The organism is Arthrobacter methylotrophus (genome assembly GCF_039539965.1).
GTDB lineage: Bacteria > Actinomycetota > Actinomycetes > Actinomycetales > Micrococcaceae > Arthrobacter > Arthrobacter methylotrophus.
In genome coordinates, this window is sequence record NZ_BAABED010000001.1 from 3376962 (window position 1) to 3397292 (window position 20331).

Sequence of the window (20331 nt, forward strand, 5' to 3'; positions counted from 1 at the left end):
GAGCGTTCGCCATCCGGCCACCAAAAGTGCAGGAGCGTTCGCCATCCGGCCACCAAAAGTGCAGGAGCGTTCGCCATCCGGCCACCAAAAGTGCAGGAGCGTTCGCCATCCGGCCACCAAAAGTGCAGGAGCGTTCGCCATCCGGCCACCAAAGATGCAGGAGCGTCGGCTCTAGGAGGCTCCGACCCTGAGCTACTTTCCCAGCCCGGCCCGGCGGAGGGCTTCAGCCATGGCTGTGTTGACCGGCGCCTGAGGAGCCGTCTTCGCAGGAGCCGCCTTCCGAACTGGCGCAACCTGCGGCGCCGGGCGCCGCTCGCCGCCCTCACGGCCGCCGCCCCGCGAACCGGACCCGCCCGCGGTGCCGGGTTCGTCGTCGAGCCTTAGCGTGAGGGAAATCCGCTTCCGCTCCGGGTCAGCGTCCAGGACCTTCACGCGCACCACTTGTCCGGATTTCACGATCTCACGGGGATCAGACACGAACTTGTTCGCCAGCGCTGACACGTGCACCAAGCCGTCCTGGTGCACTCCGACATCCACGAAAGCACCGAACGCCGCCACGTTGGTAACAGTGCCTTCCAGGATCATGCCGGGCAAGAGGTCCGAGATCTTCTCGATGCCCTCGGAGAATGTCGCCGCTGCGAAGGCGGGACGGGGATCGCGGCCGGGCTTTTCGAGCTCGGACATGATGTCGCGGACAGTGGGCAGGCCGAACGTCCCATCCACGAACGCCTGAGGATCCAGCAAGGAGACGGCAGCTCCGCGCGCAGCGGCCACGATCTTCCGGGCCACCGAGTACGCTTCGGGGTGCACACTGGAGGCATCCAGGGGTTCCGCTCCCCCGGTGATCCGCAGGAAGCCCGCGCACTGCTCAAACGCCTTCGCGCCCAACCGCGGCACCTTCTTGAGGTCGGCTCGCTTGGCGAACGGGCCGTTCTCGTTGCGGTACGCCACGATGTTTTCACTCAGGAGCGGCCCGACGCCGGCCACTCTGGCCAGCAGCGCGGGCGACGCCGTGTTCACGTCTACGCCCACCGCGTTCACGCAGTCCTCGACGACGGCATCCAGAGAACGGTCCAGCTTCGCCGCAGTGACATCGTGCTGGTACTGCCCCACACCGATCGACTTGGGCTCGATCTTCACCAATTCCGCCAGCGGATCCTGCAAGCGCCGGGCGATGGACACGGCACCGCGCAGGGACACGTCCATGCCGGGCAGTTCCGCGGCGGCAAGCGCGGAAGCCGAGTACACCGAGGCGCCCGCCTCCGACACCACGAGTTTCTGCAGCGTAGGGCCACCGGACGCGGAGAGCGCCTTGATGAGCTGAACGGCGAGCTTGTCCGTCTCGCGCGATGCCGTTCCATTGCCAATGGCCACGAGCTCGACGCCGTGCTGCCGCGCCAGGCGCTCCAGCGTCACCAAGGCCTCGTCCCACTTCCTGGCCGGAGCGTGCGGATAGACGGTATCGGTGGCCACGACCTTGCCGGTGCCATCAACCACGGCCACCTTCACACCCGTCCGCAGTCCCGGATCCAGGCCCAGCGTGGCGCGGTTTCCGGCCGGGGCGGCGAGGAGCACGTCGCGGAGGTTGGCCGCGAACACGCGGACGGCTTCGTCCTCGGCCTGTGCGAACATCCGGCCGCGAAGGTCGTTACTCAGCCGGTCCAGGATCCGCGAGCGCCACGCGATTTGTGCGGTCTGGACGAGCCATGAATCGGCGGGCCGGCCACGCTCGGCGACCCCGAGGCACTTGGCCACAGCGTTCTCGTACCGGCCTCGCGCGGCGGCCAGGGCGTCGTCGTCGGCTGGTTCTGCCTCGGCGAGATCCAGCTCAAGGACGCCGTCGTTCTCACCGCGCAAGAGCGCGAGCACGCGGTGGCCGGGCATGCCGGAAGGCACCTGGGAGAACTCGAAATAGTCCTTGAACTTCTGTCCTTCGGTTTCCTGGCCCTTCTTCACCCGCGATACCATCCGGCCCTGTGTCCACAACCGCTCCCGCAGGGTTTCCGCCAGATCGGGATCCTGGGAAACCCGCTCCACCAGGATCGAGCGGGCGCCGGCGAGAGCCGCGGAGGCGTCGTCAATAGAATGCTCGGCGTTCAGGTACTTGGCGGCCTCGCGCTCCGGATCGAGCTGCGGATTGACCAGCAGCGCGTCGGCAAGCGGCTCAAGGCCCGCCTCGCGCGCGATCTGCGCTTTAGTGCGGCGCTTTGACTTGAAGGGCAGGTAGATGTCCTCCAGCCGGGATTTGGTATCGGCGCCGACGACGGCGGCTTCCAGCTCCGGAGTCAGCTTGCCTTGGGCGGCAATCGCCTCAAGAACCGTTCGACGGCGGTCCTCCAGGTCCCGCAGGTACCTCAGCCGCTCCTCGAGCTCGCGCAGCTGGGTGTCGTCAAGCGTCCCGGTGACCTCTTTGCGGTACCGGGCGATGAAGGGGACGGTGGATCCGGCGTCGAGCAAATCAACGGCGGCCTTGACCTGCCAGGACTTCACTCCGAGCTCTTCGGCGATCAGGGCGTGAATAGCGGCTTCTGCTGACTGGTGCTGCCGAACTGGCTGGGGCTGGGGAAGTTGGGTCACCATGCCATTTTGCCTTACGGATTTGCCCTAGCTGAAGACGGCGGCGAGTGCTGTAGTGGAAAGAGCTGCCACTCGCACGGCCGCCGGTCAGGAATGCTACTCACGGAAGAGGCGCATCATGCAAGAACTGCTCATCATCCTGCAGGACGGTTTCGACTCGGATGACGTAGAAGTCACGGTCAATCACAAAGAGGCCCACCACGAGCGCGATGTGTCGACCAGGGAGATGCTGGGCATGGCTGCGGAGATCTCCGTGGAGTTGCCGGCAAAGGGGTCCACTGTGGGCGTCGAGGTCACCAGCCGGAAGCTAAGCGCAAGCAAGAAACTCCATGGAAAAGCAAAGTGCCTGCTGGTGTCGATCGAGGACGGGGAATTGGTGCTTCGGGAAGGCACCGGCCGGGAGGCGTTCCTCTAGTTTGTGGGTCCCATCAACGGCGAAGCGCCACGGCCGGAGGGCCGTGACGCTTGGTGTGGAAAGTTGCAGTCAGCCCAGTTGCGCCATGGGAGATTTGGCGGAGATGTGCTCTACCAATTCACCGACGCGCTCCTCGGTGTAGTTACGGGCGATGTCGCCCTGACTGATGATGCCTACCAATTTGTGGTCGGTGATGACCGGAAGGCGCCGGACCTGGTGCTTCTCCATCAGGTCGATGGCGGCGTCGATGCTGGCATCGGCATCGATCCAGATCGGCGTCCCTTGGGCGAGATCTGCCGCGGTCTTGCGGTCAACATCCCATCCACCGGCAACGCACTTGACCACAATGTCGCGGTCAGTGATGAATCCTTTGAGCTTTCCATCGCTGCCGCAAATCGGCAGGGAACCGACGTCCAGATCGCGCATCATGATGGCCGCGTCGCGAAGCGACTGGCCTTCTTTCACGCACTGGACATTGGTGGTCATGAATTCGCGCACAACACTCATGAGTCCTCCTTGATCGATTGGTTATCGACGCGGACCCCCCGGCACCGACGCCGATGCTGTCAGCCTACTCCGCAATATCCTCGGCCCACAGCTCCGGATTCTTTTCCTGGAAAGTGCGCATCATGTCCACGCACCGCTGGTCGTCCAGGACCACCACCTCCACGCCCCGTGACCGGAGAAGCTCGAACTCACCCTCGAACGTGCGGGCCTCCCCCACCACCACGCGCGGGATCTTGAACTGGATGATGGTGCCGGTGCACATGGCACACGGCGCAAGGGTCGTATACAGCGTGGTGTCCCGGTAGCTCCTCTGCCGTCCGGCAGCACGGAGGGCCGCCATTTCTCCGTGCGCGATCGGATCGCCGTTCTGGACTCGCTCGTTGTGCCCGCTCGCGATCACCACACCGTCACGGGCAAGCGCTGCACCGATGGGAATGCCGCCTTCGCCAAGGCTCTTCCGGGCGGCTTGGTAAGCCGCTTCGAAGGCGGCATCTTGGGAGGATTGCGTCTCAGACCGGGTCATTCGGAGCCTGCTTTCCAGGTAGAGGGATCGACGTTGCCGCCTATCCCCAATTGTTCTATAACTTATAGAATAAAGACAGGAGGTGGGAGAGATGATCCTCAACGTCGACCTGGCCAGCGAGGTGCCGATCTACCAGCAGCTTCGCGATCAAATCGTGGAAGCGATCGCCGAGGGCGAGCTGACCGAGGGCAGCTCGTTGCCGGCCACCAGGACGCTCGCTGCGGACTTCGGGATCAACTTCCACACCGTGAACAAAGCCTATGACCTCCTGCGCCAGCAGGGCCTGATCCGACTCAACCGAAAAACCGGCGCGGTAGTGACCCCGGTGGTCGCGCATCCGCCGTTTCCCGCGGAGTGGACCGCAAGGGCACGGACCCTCCTGGCCGAGGCCGTCGCCAGGGGATTGCCGGCCGACGAGGTTCTCAAAAGCTGCCAATCAATACTCGATTCATTCAAAACTACGCAGCCGGAAGACATGCCATGACCCTTGCAATCGCCCTGAGCTCCGCGTTGGCGGCACTAGTGCTCGCCATCGCCCTGATGCTGCCCTCGATCAACAGCCCGACCGTGCCTTTCGGGGTTCGGGTACCGGCGCAGTTTGCCGAGGACCCGGCGATCGTCAAGCAGACCCGTATCTACCGATGGCGGGTCCTCTTCAGTGGGATCGTCGCCGCCGGAGTCTGCCTTGTCATGTACAGCCTGACCGGTGAAACGCTGCTCCTGCCGTTGTCGGTAATGCTGCTCGTCGGCTTCTGGTACGGCTGCTTCTTTCTGGCCAACCACGAGATCCGGTCCGCCAAGGCTGCCGGGGGCTGGTTCCAAGGCCTGCATCAAGGCATCGCGGTGGACACAGGGCTGCGAACCGATCCGCCGCGGTTTCCCTGGCTCTGGCTGGCGCCGGCATCGATCGTCACGGCCGCCACCGTGGTGATCGGCGTCATCATCTACCCGTCAATGCCCGAGGTACTTGCGGTGCACTACGGTGCGAAGGGCATGCCTGACCGATTGGCCGCCAAAACGGTCGGCACCGCCTTCTCCCTGGTGTTCCTTCAGATCGGCGTGACCGCACTTCTCGTGGGTATCGCGGCGGCCGTCTTCTTCGGCAGCAAGCCCGACATCGACCCGGCGCACCCGGTAGCTTCGGCGCGCTGGCACCGCCGGTACATGTCATTGGGTGCCAAAGCATTGCTCGGACTGGCCGCGATGATTGACCTGGCGATGCTGGGATCATCACTGCTGATGTGGTCCGGGACTGTCACTTCGTGGGCGCCGTTGGTGATCGTGCTCCCGATCCTGGCAGCCGTCGCGGTAACCGTCGTTGTCCTGGCCAGGAACAACCGCGAGCGGGACGCAGGCGAAGAGGACACCGGCCTGACCCACCGAGAGGACGACAAGTACTGGCGAGGCGGCCTCTTCTACATCAACCGCGAAGACCACGCGTTGCTGGTCCCGCGTCGCTTCGGTCTGGGGTGGACCCTCAATTTCGGCAATCCCCGGGCAGCGATGCTCCTTGCCGGCGTGATTGCGCTGCTAGGCCTGGTGATCACGCTGCGTTTCGGCGGCTGACCCCAGCTGCGCGGCTGCTATCTTGTCGGGCCCCACTGATAGCTTGGCTTCATCAGCTCAACGGTCTGGGGGCACGGTGTTTTTTCTCGATTCAGAACATGCAGGGCATGCGCAGGACCTGGTGTTTTCCGCCAGCGACCTCGTCACCGCCTCCACCTGCGAGTACCAGTTGCTGCGCACCTTGGACGAGAAGCTGGGCCGCTCATCGAAACCCGCCTTCGAGGTCGACGAAATGCTGGAGCGCACCGCCGTACTGGGCGATATCCACGAGCACAGGGTGCTCGACCGTTTCGTGGCGGAGTTCGGGTGGTGGGACCCGCTTGCGGGCACCGGAGTGTACGACGTCGTTCCCGCCAAAGCGATGGATCGCGCCACCTTGCAAGCCAAGCATGCGGAGTCCATCGAGGCGTTGCGCTCCGGCGCCGAGGTGGTTTTCCAGGCGGCGTTCTTCGATGGTCAGTTTCACGGGCGCTCGGATTTTCTCGTCAAGCAACCCGACGGGAGATATGCGGTTTTCGACACCAAGCTCGCCCGCCATGCCAAGGTCACGGCCCTGCTGCAACTGGCTGCCTACGGCGAGCAACTACTCAAAGCGGGGATTACTCCGGCCCCGGATCTGGCCCTTGTCCTTGGGGCCACCATTCAGCGGGACGCTGCGGGAACGGACGGCCATGGCGGCTTCGACTACGTGCACAGCAACCACCGACTCTCCGATGTGCTGCCGGTGTTCCGCGAACGCCGCGACCGTTTCCTGGCTCTGACGAACGCCCACCGATCGCAGCCTGAGCCCATCCAATGGGGTGCGCCCGGGATGACGGCCTGCGGCCGCTGCGACTACTGCAAGGAACAAGTGCGCCTGCACCGGGACCTGCTGATGGTGGCCGGAATGCGGATCACCCGCCGCAAGAAGCTCATGGACAACGGCATCTTCACCATCGACGCCCTCGCGGGGATGCCCGACGCCGCCGATTCCGCGACGCGACGCCTGCAGGAACAGGCCCGTCTCCAAATTGGAACGGCCACACCCTCCGGCACCGTCAACTACACCGACAAGACCGGCACAGCCAAGAGCATCAGCTATTCCGTCCTGGAGTCCAATTCCCTAGCCCGGCTCCCCCGGCCCGATGCCGGAGACATCTTCTTCGATTTCGAAGGAGATCCCCTGTGGCAAGACCCTGTGACCGGCCGCGGGGGCCTGGAGTACTTGTTCGGCGTGGTCGAAAATCCCACGGAACCGGGCAGACAGCCTGTATTCAAACCGTTCTGGGCGCACTCCCGGGCTGAGGAACGGCAAGCGTTCATCGACTTCCTTGACTACGTGGAAGAACGGCGAATGAAATATCCGGACATGCGGATCTACCACTACGCCGCCTACGAGAAGACCGCGCTGCGCAATCTCTCGGTCATACACACCGTGGGCGAAGCCGCCGTGGACAACCTCCTTCGCGAAGGGGTGCTGGTGGACCTCTACGACACCGTGCGGCACAGCATCCGGATCTCCGAAGACTCCTACAGCATCAAGAAACTCGAACCTCTGTATATGGGCGAGCACTTGCGCTCGGGTGACGTGACCGACGCCGGAGCCTCCGTGGTTGCCTACGCCAACTACTGCACGGCCCGGGACGCGAGCCGGGAGAATGAAGCGGAAACAATCCTCGCGGGCATTTCCGACTACAACGAATACGACTGCCTTTCCACGCTTGAACTGCGGAATTGGCTTTTGGGCCTCGCCGCGGAGCGCTCCATTGAACCCGGTCTTCCCGCTGTTTCAGATCCCGAACTACCGGCCGAGACCGAACCGGCCAAGTACCAGGCTGCGCCCGAAGAAACAGCACTCCTGGATTACCTTGCACAATTGCCGGACGAGGCACTTCGCAGCGATGACAATCGGGCGGTGGCCATGGTGGCGGCCGCTGTCGGCTTTCATCGACGGGAAGACAAGCAATTCTGGTGGGGACACTTCGACCGCCTGGACCGCCCCGTCTCCGAATGGGAAGACGCTAGGGACTGCTTCATCGTGGAAGGCGGTGAAGTGCTGCAGGACTGGGCCAAGCCAACGCCACGCAGCAATCCCGCACGCAAGGTGATGCTCTTCGGGCACGCTGCCGACGGCTCAGGCTTCGCGCCCGGCAAGAAGTATTTCCGGATGTACGGGCCTCCACTCCCCGACGCCTTCCTCGGCAAGAACGAAAGCACCCTCGGCAGATCGGGAATGTCCGGCACGGAGGTGATCGAAGCCGGCGATCTCGACGCCCTGGATGAAGGCCTCAACCCAGCGGATTCCGGCGACGGTGCCTTGGAGGGGGCTGATGTGGTGACCATCTCGGAGCGGTTGCCCAAGGGAGCATCCGAATACTCCCAGCTGCCCATGGCCCTGACGCCCGATGCTCCCATCAACACGGATGGGCAAAGAAAAGCCTTGAGCGAGCTCGCGCTCAGGGTGCGTTCCAGCCTGCCAGGGTGGCCGAAGGATCCAGCCTTGGACCTGCTGCGCCGGGTGCCGCCGAGGCTTGCGACACTCACGGAACTGCCCGCCGTCGAACCCGGCGACGACGGATATATTGACGCCATTACGGCGGCCGTTCGGGATCTGGACCAGTCGTACCTCGCCGTCCAGGGGCCTCCCGGGACCGGCAAGACCCACGTGGGCTCGCACGTTGTCGCGCGGCTGGTGCGCGAGGGGTGGAAGGTGGGCGTTGTTGCACAATCCCACGCCGTGGTGGAGAACCTGCTCCAAGCTGCAGTGAAAGCCGGGGTGGACCCCGCGCTCATCGCCAAGGAAATGAAGCACGGGGATCCCGTCCCGTGGGCCCAGCAAAGCAAGGACGACATTGAGCGGCTGATTGGATCCCCTGCAGGTTGCCTGATTGGCGGTACCGCGTGGACCATGACCGGGCGGACCGTTGCAGCCGGGTCACTGGACCTGCTGGTTCTCGATGAAGCCGGTCAGTTCTCCCTCGCCAATACCCTCGCCGTGAGCCGGGCAACAAAGAGGCTCCTGCTCCTCGGCGACCCCCAGCAACTACCCCAAGTCACCCAAGGCAAGCACCCGGAACCGGTGGATGAATCTGCCATCGGCTGGCTCGCCCACGGCCAGCACACACTGCCCCCGCATCTCGGGTACTTCCTGGCGACCTCGTGGCGGATGCACCCGGATTTGTGCGCCGCAGTGTCCGAGCTGTCCTACGATGGCCGCTTGCACTCAGCGCCGGCCGCCTCCACGCGCCGGCTGTCAGGAGTTCGCGCCGGCGTCGAATGCGTCTACGTTCCCCACAGCGGCAACTCCACCAGGTCGCCCGAAGAAGCAGCAGAGGTAGTCCGGCAGGTCAAGGAACACCTCGGTTTGGAGTGGCTGGACCCGAGGGAATCACCTGAGGGGCGGCCGTTGCTCGAAAAAGGCATCCTCGTGGTCGCGGCCTATAACGCCCAGGTCCAGCTCATCCAGCGCGAACTGAAGGCTGCTGGACTTCGAGCCGTTCGAGTGGGAACAGTGGACAAGTTCCAAGGCCAGGAAGCTCCCGTGGTGATCGTCTCCATGGCGGCGTCCGCTGCCGCGGACGTACCGCGCGGCATGGAGTTCCTGCTCTCCCGCAACCGGATCAACGTGGCGGTGTCGCGCGGTCAGTGGCGTGCCGTCGTCGTGCGCTCACCGGAGCTGAGCAACTACCTGCCCACCCGGCCGGAAGGGCTGGAGCAATTGGGCGGTTTTGTGGGCTTGTGCCACCGTCCCCGCCCAACTAGCTCGCATTTGTTGTCGTTATAAGGGCTCAGAACGACAACAAATGCGAGTCAGTTGGGCAACCTGGGCTTCATTCGGGACCACCCCGACGTTCCGTGTACTCATACTTCCCGCCACGCAGTGCCGAGGCAAAGGCGGCCACCAGACAGGCGGCAATGGCAAAGGCGAACGCCACGGCCAGCCCTTCGGCGAACGGCCCGGAGATCAGGCTTGGAAAGAAGGAACGGCCGGTGAGAAATGCCTGGTCCTTGGCCGGAAGAGCGCTGAGCACCTTGGGTCCGAGCAAGGCCTCCACGGGGTTGTATCCCAGCAATGAGGAGAAGAGCACAGATACCGGGGGCAATTGAGCGACCTTAGCGGCGTCTGCGGCGGCGACTCCGTGCGCCGTCAGGCCCGAACTCAACGTCTGCGGCAATGTCCGGGCAAGTCCGGCGATCATGAGCGAGAAGAAGATCCCGATCGAGAGCACCATGGCCGAGTTCTGGAAGGTGGTGCTCATGCCCGCGCCCACGCCTCGGCGGTTAGGCGGCAGCGCGTTCATGATTCCGGCCCGGTTGGGTGCGGCGAACAGCCCCATGCCCAGGCCGTTGACCAGCAGGGCCAGCGAGAATGGCAGGTAAGTGAAGTTCACCGGCAGCACCAGAAGCCACAGGAAGCTGGCTGCCGCCACCACCATGCCCAAGGTGGCCAGCAGCCTGGCTCCGTGGCGGTCGGAAAGCCATCCGGAAAGCGGTCCTGCGATCAGGAACCCCGCGGTAAGGGGCAGCATGTAGATGCCTGCCCAGAGCGGCGTGGTTTCAAAGCTATAGCCATGCTGGGGTAGCCAAATTCCTTGCAGCCAGATGATCAGGATGAACATCAGCCCGCCCCGCCCTATGCCGGACATCAGCGATGCCAGGTTTCCGGCAGTGAATGCCCGGACGCGGAACAGCGCCAGATGGAACATGGGCTCGTCCACTTTCCTCTCCACGAGGCAGAACACCACCAGCACCGCGGTGCCTCCGATCAGCGCCGCGAGGACCCACGGGTTGGTCCAGCCCATGGTGTGGCCGCCGTACGGTTGGATGCCGTAGGTGATACCTACCAGCACGGCCACCAGACCCACCGCAAATGTTCCGTTGCCCCACCAGTCGAGCTTGGCCGGCTGCCGGATCCCCGTGTCATGCAGGCTCAGGTACGCCCAGACAGTGCCGGCCAACCCCACTGGCACGGAGACAAGAAACACCAAACGCCAATCCAACGGAGCCAAAAGTCCTCCGATGATCAGGCCCAGGAATGATCCTGCAATGGCGGCCACCTGGTTCAGACCCAGGGCCAGACCGCGCTGGTCGACCTTGAAAACGTCGGTGATGATCGCGGCAGAATTTGCCATCAGCATGGCGCCGCCGACTCCCTGCAGGACGCGCATGATGATCAGCCAAAGGACACCCGAAGTCCCGGAGAGCCACGTTGCCGACAGCAGCACGGAGAACACCGTGAAGACGGCCAGACCGGCGTTGTACATCTTCACCCTGCCGTACATATCGCCCAGCCGGCCGAAGGTAACCACCAACACCGCGGTAACCATCATGTAACCCATGACAAGCCAGAGCAGCAGGCTCGTGTTGCCCGGAGCCAGGGGGTCGACCTGGATGCCGCGGAAGATGTCGGGCAGCGCGATCAACATGATCGAGGAGTTGATGGTCGCCATCAGCACACCCAGCGTGGTGTTAGTCAGAACTGTCCATTTGTAGTGCGGGCTGGCGACCGCATGCTCGATCCGGGCCTGGCGCTTGTCCCTGATGATTTGGGTCTTAGTCGCCACCACAACCACCCCTTCCCGGCACAAGGCCGCTTCGGGACTGTTACTTCACTAAAAACCTTAGACCCAGAGGCCGCCGAGAGAACTGCCCGGAGGCGAGTAGTTTGCGAGAGCGGTAGCTCATCGAGATTTCCCACGGGTTCGTGCGATATTTTGCTGGATCATTCCTCTCGCACGGCCTGGTTTGCCCGTGATTCCGGAGGCTTCGAAACGTGCCACCCCGAATGATCCAGCAGAATGCGACGCCACGGGGGAACTCCGTCCCCAGAGTTAAACGGCGACGGCGGCACCCTCCCCAGGTGCCGCCGTCGCCGTTTCAGGGGTTCTAGTTGGTGTAGAACGGGTAGTCGGTGTACCCCTCGGCGCCGTCAGCGTAGAACGTGGAGGGATCAGGCTCGTTGAGCGGGAGGCTCTCACGCCACCTGCGGGCAAGGTCCGGGTTGGCGATGGCTGCGCGGCCAACCACCACGGCATCGGCGAGTCCCTCGGCCACGAGTGCGGCGGCCTCGTCCCTAGTGGTGACCACGCCGAAGCCGGTGTTGACGAGGAACGTGCCGTTGAAGCGCTCGCGCAGGCCTTGGACAAGCTCACCCTTGGGATCATGGTGGAGGATGCTCAGGTAGGCGAGGTTGAGCGAGGCGATGGTGTCCACCAGAACTTCATAGGTGGAGCGAACATCGGCGGGGTTGGTCTCCGCGATTCCCTGGACAGAGTGCTCCGGCGAAATACGGATGCCTACCCGGTTAGCCCCCAAGGCTTCAACCACTGCGTTGACGGTCTCGATCACGAAGCGGGCCCGGTTTTCCGGGGAACCGCCGTAGCTGTCCGTGCGGACGTTGGAGTTAGGTGCCAGGAACTCGTGCAGCAGGTATCCATTGGCCGAGTGCAGTTCAACGCCATCGAACCCTGCTTCAATGGCGTTCCGGGACGCCGTGACGATGTCCTGGATCACGGCAGGAAGTTCATCGGCGCTCAGTTCGCGCGGCACCGGGTAGGGTTTCTTGCCGTTCGGCGTGCGGACTTCGCCGTCGATGGCGATTGCGCTGGGTGCCACGATCTCATGACCCCCGGTGATGTCCGGATGGGAAACGCGTCCCCCGTGCATGACCTGGGCGAAAATACGGCCACCCTCGGCATGGACAGCGTCGGTCACCTTCTTCCAGCCTGCGATCTGTTCGTCGGTAACGAGGCCGGGCTGCCCCACGTATGACTGGCCTGACGGCGTCGGGTAGGTGCCCTCGCTGACAATCAGTCCCAGGGAAGCCCGCTGCCCGTAGTGTTCCGCGACCAGCGAGCTGGGAATTCCTTCAGCTCCCGAACGGAGGCGGGTCAACGGCGCCATGACCAAACGATTAGGAAGTTCGAGTTCGCCGAGAGTCAGTGAGGAAAACAACATGGGCAATGCCTTTCAAAACGGGAACAGGTCCACTTGGGGTAACTGCCACGCGTTTGCAACTATTCCTCTTGAGACGCGGATCTCACGACGACGGCGGCACTCGCCTCCCGCGGAGGGGTCGGACGCCGCCGTCGAATGCTGCGTATCTTGCCGCAGACCGCCGCCGAAGCTAGGGGCCTCCCGGGCAACCCTCGCCCCGCGGATTCACGATGCAGTTGTCGGCATAGTTTCGCGTGATCGACCGCCAGACGCTCACTTTCTGCGACGGCGAGGCAAACTGTCCCGTGCCAGGAATCGGCAAGTTCGGGCCACCGTTCACGGAGTAGGTACCGCGGAAGGTGGTAGTCACGGACAACGGAAAGTCACCTGTCTGCTGGTAGACATAGCTTGTTCTCGTCTTTTGGCCCCATTCCTCCTGTGAAAGTGGGCCGCCAGCAACAGGCGTTGGTCCGAGGCTCTTGCCATCACCATAGGTGTATGTGTATTCCACCGGAGTTGCCTCTATATGGACCTGTTGACCAAGGATCGTCACGGCGAATTGCTGCTCAATGGCGTCAGCATAAATGTTGGTTTCAGCGCCTAGGAGTGTGTGGGGGCTTGGCTGGGCGGTCAAGTCCGCGGGCTTGATCGGAAGGGCGCGAAAGTCGTTGGTGATTCTCGCGGCGATTCTCGGCAGAAGATCTTCTGGCTTTTGCTCGTACAAGCATGACGGACCATTGTTGCCCGACTTCCAGTCAGTCCACGTAGGATTCGAAATCGACTTCGGGGCGACCTTCCAAATGACCGGAGTTCCGCTACTCCCGCCAGACTCACGGGGCGGACATTGAACCTGCCCTGGAAGGCACTTCTTGTCCAAGGCATCATCGTCAACCTGGCATTGGAGATCTGCTTTATATTGGTTCGGATCGTCGACGACATGGTTTGGAGGGGCTGGGACAATTTCGCCGGACTGAAGGTCCCGGATCCAATTGGCCGACACGTCAATTCCACTTTGTTGGTATCCCGCGGATACGCGTTCATCACTATTCGCCGCTGCGAACGTCGTGGGAGGAGTGAGCATGGCGGTCAACGCGATTGCAAAAATTGTCCATCTCCGCGTCTTCATTCGCCTCTACCGAATCAATCCGAGATCTTTAACCTTCCAAGAACCTGATTCGAAAGCTGCAATCATTATTGATGCGCTGTTCGATAGCGGCGTTGCAGGCTGCCCTATACTTCCATCGGCATCGTAGTAGTCGATCTGAGCTTGTATGGTCTGGAGAATCACTCGTTGCGACAGCGCCTCGGATTTGAAGGTTACTTCGACCAACGGAGTTGTCATTTTGCCACCGACAACCCATCTTCCTTTCAGGTATGCGGACTCTACGCCTTGTCTGATTCGAGTGCAGAACGTGCATTCCGCGGATGTCTTCGCAGACCAAATCGCCAGATCGCCAGTCTCATACGCATAACTCAGCACCTCAAACCAGTACTTGGCAAACGCCTCCACACCCTCCTTGCTATTGGCCTTCGCGGCTTCCGGTAACACGGGAACGGGCACGTTCTGTGCTTTCCCCTTGGCATCAGCCGGCTTGTAGGCAGCGGTCGGAGTCGGAGAGGCACTGGCAGAAACCGTGGGTGAGGCAGATTGTTCGGCCTGTGGCTGGCCACCGTTCCCGCAGGCAGTCAGCGTCAACGCTGCCGCAAGGGATGCAATAACGAAAAGCTTGGCACGGGCAAATATGAAAGTGCGTGGAGTCATGGTTCGCTATCCCCAAATAGTCGTCAAGACTGAACGTTTCCCAAAAGGCTAACCCAATTGTCGATACTGCAGGGAAAGTTATCCACAGGCCGCGACCCGCTCCGCCACGGCCTGGCCCTTATCGACGGGAAGGAACCACGAAGTCACCACGGTGTTTCCACGCTGTTACTTATCCAGCGAGTCAGCCGCCAAGATTGATGCTCCGGGTTTGTGGACGTCCAACAAAATCACGAGACCACGCGCCCATTACCGTCATGAAGGAAACGCACTAATCCTGCAAATAGCGGCCCAGGAGCACCATGATCACCCAGCCAAACCCATCGCACACCTCCAGCCATCCGATTCTGGAGACAGCCCGGGAGCAAGTACTCAGGAACGGCCAAGGCCTGGACGAATCCCAGTTGCTCGAGATTTTGGAGCTCCCGGACGAGGCCATCCCCGAAGCGCTCCAGCTCGCTCACGAAGTCCGCCTGGAACACTGCGGCGAGGACGTGGAAGTGGAGGGCATCATTTCCATCAAGACCGGAGGGTGCCCGGAAGACTGCCACTTCTGCAGCCAGTCTGGCCTCTTCGACAGCCCGGTCCGCGGCGTCTGGCTCGACATTCCCGAGCTCGTCAAGGCCGCCAAGGAAACCGCGGCCACGGGGGCCACGGAGTTCTGCATCGTCGCAGCCGTCCGCGGCCCGGACATCAAGCTCATGAACCAGATCAAGTTCGCGATCGACCGCATCAACCAAGAAGTGGACATCAATATCGCCTGTTCGTTGGGCATGCTCACCCAGCGCCAAGTGGACCAGCTCGCCGAATGGGGCGTCCACCGCTACAACCACAATCTGGAAACCGCGCGAAGCTACTTCCCCGAAGTCGTCACCACCCACAGCTACGAGGAACGTCTGGACACCTGCAACATGGTCAAGGCCGCCGGCATGGAACTGTGCTGCGGCGCCTTGATCGGAATGGGTGAAACCACCGCCCAACGCGCCGAGCTCGCCAGCCAACTCGCAGCCCTCGAACCCCACGAAGTCCCGCTCAACTTCCTCAACCCTCGGCCGGGTACACCCCTCGAAAACCAAGGAATCATGGACGGCAAGGACGCCCTCCGCGCGATCGCAGCGTTCCGTCTAGCCATGCCCCGGACCGTCCTGCGCTACGCCGGCGGACGGGAACTGACCCTGGGCGACCTCGGCACTCGCGAAGGGCTCATGGGCGGGATCAACGCGGTGATTGTCGGCAACTACCTCACCACTTTGGGCCGTCCTGCCGACGCCGATCTCAACCTCCTCGTGGAGCTGAACATGCCCATCAAGGAACTCCAGAAGTCGCTATGAACTCCGAAGCCACAGCGAACTTCTGCGGCCACTGCGGCGCGCCCGCACCACAAAGCCAGCCCGCACCGCAAAGCGCGCCCGCACCGCAAGGCGAGCGCCCGACGTCGGACGCTCACCAGGACTGCCAGCGTCGCCTCGCGATGGAACCGCCTCGCTATTGCGCTGTGTGCCGGCGCCGCATGAAGGTCCAAGTCACGCCGCTGGGCTGGACCGCTGAATGCTCGCGCCATGGACGGCTCGTGCCATGAACCTCATCCAACGAGACCGGGCAAGCCTCTGGCATCCGTACGCTCCGGCGTCGGGGACGCTGCCGTTGTGGGAAGTCGAAGATGCCGACGGCGTGACGCTGCGGCTCCGCGACGAAGCCGGCCGAAGCCATGAGGTTCTCGACGCCATGTCGTCCTGGTGGTCCGTCATCCACGGGTATCGGAACCCGCTCCTGGACGCCGCGGCGAAGCGCCAACTAGACACATTCAGCCACGTGATGTTCGGCGGCCTCACCCACGAGCCTGCCGTCGAACTAGCCGAAAAGCTCGTGGCGATGGCCCCTTCCGCCGCGGATCGGCCACGGTTGGAGCGGGTTTTCCTGGCGGATTCGGGATCGGTGTCAGTGGAGGTGGCCCTCAAGCTCGCGGTGCAATTCCAGACTGCTTCGGGCTTCCCCAAAAGACAACGCTTCCTCAGCATCCGCGGCGGCTACCACGGGGATACCTTCGCGGCGATGGGAGTCTGCGACCCTGTGGACGGCATGCATTCAGCCTTCCCCGGACTGCTCGCTGCCAATGTGTTTGCCGCGAAACCACCAGCGCCGGGCTCGCCGCCCGAGGAGATCGCGCAGTGGCAGGCACACGTCGAGAGCCTTGCGACGGAACACGCCAACGAACTGGCCGCGATCATCGTGGAGCCCGTGCTTCAAGGCGCCGGCGGCATGTTCGTCTACGCCGCCGAATGCCTGCGTATCCTCCGCGACATCGCCGACCGGCACGGGATCCTCCTGATCCTCGACGAGATCGCCACCGGTTTCGGCCGCACGGGCGAACTGTTTGCCGCACAGCATGCCGGCGTCGTTCCGGACATCATGTGCATCGGCAAGGCACTCACCGGCGGTTACCTCACGCTGGCGGCAATGCTGTGCACGGGCGAGGTCGCGGCACGGGTTTCGAGCGGCGACGCGGGCGCCTTGCTGCACGGGCCCACGTTCATGGGCAATCCCCTAGCTTGTTCCGTCGCCAACGCGAGTCTGGGAATCCTCGACGGCGGCGCGTGGCGCACGGACGTGGCACGGATCGGCTCGGGCCTGACGGCCGGCCTCGAGGCCGCCCTGGCGCTCGACGCCGTCAAGGAGGTCCGTACGATCGGCGCCGTGGGCGTCATCGAGTTGAACACGGAAGTGGACGTCGCCGCCGTGACGCGCGCCGCCGTCGGGCACGGAATATGGGTGCGCCCGTTCCGGAATCTCGTCTACGCGATGCCGCCCTATGTCAGCACCATCGAAGAGATTCGGCGGATGGCCGACGGCATGGTGGCTGCCGTGACCGAGGTGCACGGCCCATGAGCCGATCCATGAACGCGTGGCTGGAAAAGCAGGCCGCGGTCCGCGAGCGCCGGGGACTCGTCCGCACGCCCATGACCCGGAAGGCAGCAGATACCCCGGTGGACTTGGCGAGCAACGATTACCTGGGCCTCGCGACGGACCCGAGGTTGGCCGAGGCTGCCCGGGAGGCGATCGGCCGTTGGGGAACCGGCGCCACGTCCTCGCGGCTGGTTGCCGGTACCACGGCACTGCACCTGGAGCTCGAAGCCGGACTCGCGAACCTCACCGGGATGGAATCCGCATTGGTCTTCTCTTCCGGGTACCTGGCCAATCTCGGCGTCACGACGGCGCTCGGCGGCCCTGGAACCCTCATTGTGGCCGACGAACATTGTCACGCTTCCCTCGTTGACGGTTTCCGGTTGAGCCGTTCGAGGGTGGAAACGGTCCTGCACAACGGCCTTGCCGCAATCGAACAGCTCCTGCGTCACCGCACGGAACCGAGGGCCTTCATCACCGTCGAGTCCATCTACAGCGTCTTCGGTGACGCCGCCCCGCTCCCCCAGTTGCTGGCCTTGGCAGAAGAATACGACGCAGTGCTCCTCGTGGACGAAGCCCACAGCCTCGGGGTTGCGGGTCACGGCGCATTTCAAGGCCACGGTTCGGTGGCCGGAACAGATCTTTCCGGCCACCCCAACGTCGTACTGACGGCAACGCTTTCCAAGTCGCTGGGCAGCCAGGGTGGCGTGGTTTTGGGCAGCGCGCTGCTCCGCGAACACCTCATCAACAGGGCGCGCAGCTTCATCTTCGACACCGGGCTTGCCCCGTCGTCGGCCGCGGCAGCCTTGGCCGCCGTCGGAATCATCCGCGCGGAACCGTGGCGTGCTGCGGCAGTCCACCGGAACGCAGCCATCCTCACGGCGGGACTTGCGCCGGCGCTCCTGGGGCCGGGGACCGTCGTCGCGCACGTCGGGAAGCCGGCCGGTGCCGTGCAGTCCATTCCCATGCCGTCTGCCGCTGCTGCACTCGCGTCAAGCCAGGCAGCACACCGGGCGGGAGTCCGCGTGGGCTGCTTCCGGCCGCCATCAGTGCCCGACGGCGTCTCGCGCCTCCGGCTGACGGCGCGGGCCACCCTGACGGCCCACGACATCGACCACGCGTGCGCAACGTTGCGCCGCATCTTGGAGGAAACTCAGTGAAACTACCTCACATAGTGCTGGTCACCGGAACGGACACCGGCGTCGGCAAGACCGTCACGACGGCGGCACTCGCGTCCGCGCTGCAGGCGAAGGGCCGGTCGGTGGCCGTCTACAAGCCTTGCCAGAGCGGCGATGCGGCAGGCGACTCCGACTGCACCGAAATCACCCGCTTGGCCGGACCGCTCACGGCCGAGGCCGGCGTCGTGCTTCAAGAACCCCTTGCTCCGGTGCCCGCGGCCGCGCTGGACGGGGTCACGTTGCCGCCGCTGGCGGCACACGCTGCACGCGTCCGCGAACTTGCTAGCACCCACAACCACGTTCTGGTGGAGGGCGCGGGTGGACTTCTCGTGGAGTTGGACGCCGACGGCGGCACGCTGGCGGATCTGGGCAGGCACCTTGGACGGGATGCGACCTTTGTGGTGGTTGCCCGTCCCGCGTTGGGAACCCTGAACCACACCGCACTGACGCTCGAAGCCTTGGAACGCAGGGATCTGGCCATCCAGGGAGTGGTGCTGGGTTCGTGGCCGGATCAACCCGGCGCGCTGGAACACGGCAACCGGGCGAGCCTTGGCGCGTTGCGGCCCCTCCTTGGAGTGATCCCCGAGCACGCAGCGGACCTTCCCCCGGTGACTTTCCGTGAAGCAAGCGCGCACTGGTTGAGCGGAGTCTCCTCATGAACAACACCCGGACATGTCCCTACATGGTAGTGAGGGAGCCCGCGGCGGTGCGGGAGGTCCTGCACCGGCCTGAAGACTTCAGTCCGGCGAACGCCCTCATCGCGGTGACACCGTTGTCCGGACCATCCTTGCGGGTCCTGCAGCGTGCCCGCTTCGCCCTGCCGCCCGTGCTGGCCAGCAACCACACCGATTCCCATGCCGGCATCCGGAAGGTGGTGGCGGCGTTCTTCACTCCGGCAACGGTGGGCGCTTTTGAGCCGCGTATACGCGGGATTGCACGGGATGCCGCGCTTGCTGCAGTCAAAATTCTGGAGACGGCCGGGCAGGTGGATCTTGTGCAGGCCGTGGCAGCATACCCACCGGCAATCGTGATGCTGGAACTTCTGGGTCTCCCCGTTCGCGATCTTGAGGAGTTGAAGGCCTGGAGCCTGGACTCCTTGGAACTCTTTTGGGGCTGGCCGGATGCCGAGCGGCAACTAGAACTGGCCCACAGCGCGGCGGAGTTCTACGGCTGGCTGCGGGAACTCGTCCTCGAAGCGGTTGCGTCGCCTGGGCGGAACCTCTTCAGCTCCTTGGCCAAACACGGGCTTAGCACTCCCGAGATCTGTTCCCTGGGGTACTTCCTGTTGATCGCCGGTCAGGAAACCACCACGCAATTGATCAGCACGGCGTTGTTCCGGCTTGCCGAAGGATCCACAGGATTTGCCTGGAGGGATGCCGCCTCCGGCGCCACCTCCCGGGACCTCATCCGGCACGTCCTGGCCACAGAATCTTCCGTTCCCACCTGGCGCAGGATTGCTGCCCAGGACACCGTGCTCGACGGGAAACAGATACCCGCCGGAGCCGAGATCCTGCTGGAACTCACGGGAAACCACAAGTCATCGGGCCAAGGTCCAACTGCCTACGGACTGGCCTTCGGCTCAGGCATCCACCGCTGCCTCGGTGCGAAGCTCGCGGAACTGGAGGCCGCCGTCGTTGTGCAGGAAACCGTAGCGGCGCTGCAAGGCATCCGTTTGGCAGATACGAAACCCAAGTGGCTCCGCCTGCTGTCCTTCCAAGCTCCACGCACGGTCAGCGTCGAGCTTTAAGGAAGTCGGTGGCTTGGTTGACAGCCGGGGCGTCCGGGTGGATGCTGCGGGTCTCCGTTCGCTTGTTCCGGGTGCGAATCCAATCGCCGGGGTGCACTTTCGGCAAAATTTTTGCGATCGCCAACGCTGCATACATCAAGGTATTGATCGCAACAAAGGTCGCCAAAACCGCAAACCAATCGGAGTGCAAGATTTCCTCGGGAAGGAGGATGCCGGTAGGAAGAGAAGCGGAATTAGCCATGT

At 63.6% G+C, this 20331-nt stretch carries 18 protein-coding genes; 10 read left to right on the plus strand and 8 right to left on the minus strand.

Annotation, left to right across the window (positions count from 1 at the left end; all coding sequences use genetic code 11):
* Positions 1-192 precede the first annotated feature (192 nt).
* A complete protein-coding gene (locus ABD884_RS17625) occupies positions 193-2580 on the minus strand; it encodes a Tex family protein (protein WP_345048638.1) in 2388 nt (795 codons plus the stop codon).
* 115 nt (positions 2581-2695) lie between these two features.
* Between ABD884_RS17625 and ABD884_RS17630 the strand changes: the two genes are divergently transcribed.
* Positions 2696-2992 (plus strand): hypothetical protein, encoded by a 297-nt coding sequence (locus tag ABD884_RS17630; protein ID WP_345048641.1) that lies wholly within the window; start codon positions 2696-2698, stop codon positions 2990-2992.
* 69 nt (positions 2993-3061) lie between these two features.
* Here ABD884_RS17630 and ABD884_RS17635 read toward each other — a convergent pair whose 3' ends face one another.
* The gene (locus tag ABD884_RS17635; RefSeq protein ID WP_345048644.1) at positions 3062-3499 is read right to left on the minus strand and encodes a CBS domain-containing protein; all 438 of its coding nucleotides are present in this window, start codon (positions 3497-3499) and stop codon (positions 3062-3064) included.
* Positions 3500-3563: 64 nt separating this feature from the next.
* The gene (locus ABD884_RS17640) at positions 3564-4022 is read right to left on the minus strand and encodes a nucleoside deaminase (protein ID WP_345048646.1); all 459 of its coding nucleotides are present in this window, start codon (positions 4020-4022) and stop codon (positions 3564-3566) included.
* Between the two features lie 91 nt (positions 4023-4113).
* Here ABD884_RS17640 and ABD884_RS17645 point away from each other — a divergent pair, with 91 nt between their 5' ends.
* From ABD884_RS17645 to ABD884_RS17655, 3 genes are all read left to right on the plus strand, one after another.
* Positions 4114-4506: a GntR family transcriptional regulator gene (locus ABD884_RS17645; protein WP_345048648.1), complete on the plus strand. Its 393-nt coding sequence runs from the start codon at positions 4114-4116 to the stop codon at positions 4504-4506.
* Complete coding sequence (locus ABD884_RS17650) at positions 4503-5588, plus strand: DUF1648 domain-containing protein (RefSeq protein WP_345048651.1); 1086 nt, start codon at positions 4503-4505, stop codon at positions 5586-5588. Before ABD884_RS17645 ends, ABD884_RS17650 begins: the two co-directional genes overlap by 4 nt.
* 76 nt (positions 5589-5664) lie before the next feature.
* Positions 5665-9351, plus strand: a complete 3687-nt coding sequence (locus ABD884_RS17655; protein WP_345054999.1) for a TM0106 family RecB-like putative nuclease — start codon at positions 5665-5667, stop codon at positions 9349-9351.
* A gap of 46 nt (positions 9352-9397) precedes the next feature.
* Here the strand turns inward: ABD884_RS17655 and ABD884_RS17660 are convergent, their stop codons facing one another.
* From ABD884_RS17660 to ABD884_RS17675, 4 genes are all read right to left on the minus strand, one after another.
* Positions 9398-11131 carry an MFS transporter gene (locus tag ABD884_RS17660; RefSeq protein ID WP_345048654.1) on the minus strand — a complete coding sequence of 578 codons (1734 nt, stop codon included), beginning with the start codon at positions 11129-11131 and terminating at the stop codon, positions 9398-9400.
* Positions 11132-11453: 322 nt separating this feature from the next.
* Complete coding sequence (locus tag ABD884_RS17665) at positions 11454-12524, minus strand: alkene reductase (RefSeq protein ID WP_345048656.1); 1071 nt, start codon at positions 12522-12524, stop codon at positions 11454-11456.
* Between the two features lie 169 nt (positions 12525-12693).
* Positions 12694-13629, minus strand: coding sequence for a hypothetical protein (locus ABD884_RS17670; protein ID WP_345048658.1), 936 nt, complete (start codon positions 13627-13629; stop codon positions 12694-12696).
* Between the two features lie 6 nt (positions 13630-13635).
* Complete coding sequence (locus tag ABD884_RS17675; RefSeq protein WP_345048660.1) at positions 13636-14265, minus strand: DUF6318 family protein; 630 nt, start codon at positions 14263-14265, stop codon at positions 13636-13638.
* Between the two features lie 299 nt (positions 14266-14564).
* Between ABD884_RS17675 and bioB the strand changes: the two genes are divergently transcribed.
* From bioB to ABD884_RS17700, 6 genes are all read left to right on the plus strand, one after another.
* Positions 14565-15593, plus strand: a complete 1029-nt coding sequence (bioB, locus tag ABD884_RS17680) for a biotin synthase BioB (protein ID WP_345048662.1) — start codon at positions 14565-14567, stop codon at positions 15591-15593.
* Positions 15594-15733: 140 nt separating this feature from the next.
* On the plus strand, positions 15734-15841 hold the full coding sequence (gene bsaP / locus ABD884_RS26350; RefSeq protein WP_486303894.1) for a biotin synthase auxiliary protein BsaP: 108 nt from the start codon (positions 15734-15736) through the stop codon (positions 15839-15841).
* Positions 15838-17148 carry an adenosylmethionine--8-amino-7-oxononanoate transaminase gene (locus tag ABD884_RS17685; RefSeq protein WP_345048664.1) on the plus strand — a complete coding sequence of 437 codons (1311 nt, stop codon included), beginning with the start codon at positions 15838-15840 and terminating at the stop codon, positions 17146-17148. Before bsaP ends, ABD884_RS17685 begins: the two co-directional genes overlap by 4 nt.
* An 8-nt stretch (positions 17149-17156) precedes the next feature.
* Positions 17157-18323 carry an 8-amino-7-oxononanoate synthase gene (locus ABD884_RS17690; RefSeq protein WP_376953409.1) on the plus strand — a complete coding sequence of 389 codons (1167 nt, stop codon included), beginning with the start codon at positions 17157-17159 and terminating at the stop codon, positions 18321-18323.
* Complete coding sequence (gene bioD, locus ABD884_RS17695) at positions 18320-19000, plus strand: dethiobiotin synthase (RefSeq protein ID WP_345048671.1); 681 nt, start codon at positions 18320-18322, stop codon at positions 18998-19000. Before ABD884_RS17690 ends, bioD begins: the two co-directional genes overlap by 4 nt.
* Positions 18997-20088: a cytochrome P450 gene (locus tag ABD884_RS17700; protein WP_345048674.1), complete on the plus strand. Its 1092-nt coding sequence runs from the start codon at positions 18997-18999 to the stop codon at positions 20086-20088. The genes bioD and ABD884_RS17700 overlap by 4 nt, the downstream gene beginning before the upstream one ends.
* Here ABD884_RS17700 and ABD884_RS17705 read toward each other — a convergent pair.
* On the minus strand, positions 20072-20329 hold the full coding sequence (locus tag ABD884_RS17705) for a hypothetical protein (RefSeq protein ID WP_345048676.1): 258 nt from the start codon (positions 20327-20329) through the stop codon (positions 20072-20074). The two genes, ABD884_RS17700 and ABD884_RS17705, sit on opposite strands and share 17 nt — an antisense overlap.
* Between the last annotated feature and the right edge of the window lie 2 nt (positions 20330-20331).

What these genes read in the sequence shown, in the direction of transcription:
- ABD884_RS17625 (WP_345048638.1), bottom strand. Translation starts at nt 2,580, where the DNA reads ATGGTGACCCAACTTCCCCAGCCCCAGCCAGTTCGGCAGCACCAGTCA.
- ABD884_RS17630 (WP_345048641.1), top strand. Translation starts at nt 2,696, where the DNA reads ATGCAAGAACTGCTCATCATCCTGCAGGACGGTTTCGACTCGGATGAC.
- ABD884_RS17635 (WP_345048644.1), bottom strand. Translation starts at nt 3,499, where the DNA reads ATGAGTGTTGTGCGCGAATTCATGACCACCAATGTCCAGTGCGTGAAA.
- ABD884_RS17640 (WP_345048646.1), bottom strand. Translation starts at nt 4,022, where the DNA reads ATGACCCGGTCTGAGACGCAATCCTCCCAAGATGCCGCCTTCGAAGCG.
- ABD884_RS17645 (WP_345048648.1), top strand. Translation starts at nt 4,114, where the DNA reads ATGATCCTCAACGTCGACCTGGCCAGCGAGGTGCCGATCTACCAGCAG.
- ABD884_RS17650 (WP_345048651.1), top strand. Translation starts at nt 4,503, where the DNA reads ATGACCCTTGCAATCGCCCTGAGCTCCGCGTTGGCGGCACTAGTGCTC.
- ABD884_RS17665 (WP_345048656.1), bottom strand. Translation starts at nt 12,524, where the DNA reads ATGTTGTTTTCCTCACTGACTCTCGGCGAACTCGAACTTCCTAATCGT.
- ABD884_RS17670 (WP_345048658.1), bottom strand. Translation starts at nt 13,629, where the DNA reads ATGAAGACGCGGAGATGGACAATTTTTGCAATCGCGTTGACCGCCATG.
- ABD884_RS17675 (WP_345048660.1), bottom strand. Translation starts at nt 14,265, where the DNA reads ATGACTCCACGCACTTTCATATTTGCCCGTGCCAAGCTTTTCGTTATT.
- bioB (WP_345048662.1), top strand. Translation starts at nt 14,565, where the DNA reads ATGATCACCCAGCCAAACCCATCGCACACCTCCAGCCATCCGATTCTG.
- bsaP (WP_486303894.1), top strand. Translation starts at nt 15,734, where the DNA reads ATGGAACCGCCTCGCTATTGCGCTGTGTGCCGGCGCCGCATGAAGGTC.
- ABD884_RS17685 (WP_345048664.1), top strand. Translation starts at nt 15,838, where the DNA reads ATGAACCTCATCCAACGAGACCGGGCAAGCCTCTGGCATCCGTACGCT.
- ABD884_RS17690 (WP_376953409.1), top strand. Translation starts at nt 17,157, where the DNA reads ATGAACGCGTGGCTGGAAAAGCAGGCCGCGGTCCGCGAGCGCCGGGGA.
- ABD884_RS17700 (WP_345048674.1), top strand. Translation starts at nt 18,997, where the DNA reads ATGAACAACACCCGGACATGTCCCTACATGGTAGTGAGGGAGCCCGCG.
- ABD884_RS17705 (WP_345048676.1), bottom strand. Translation starts at nt 20,329, where the DNA reads ATGGCTAATTCCGCTTCTCTTCCTACCGGCATCCTCCTTCCCGAGGAA.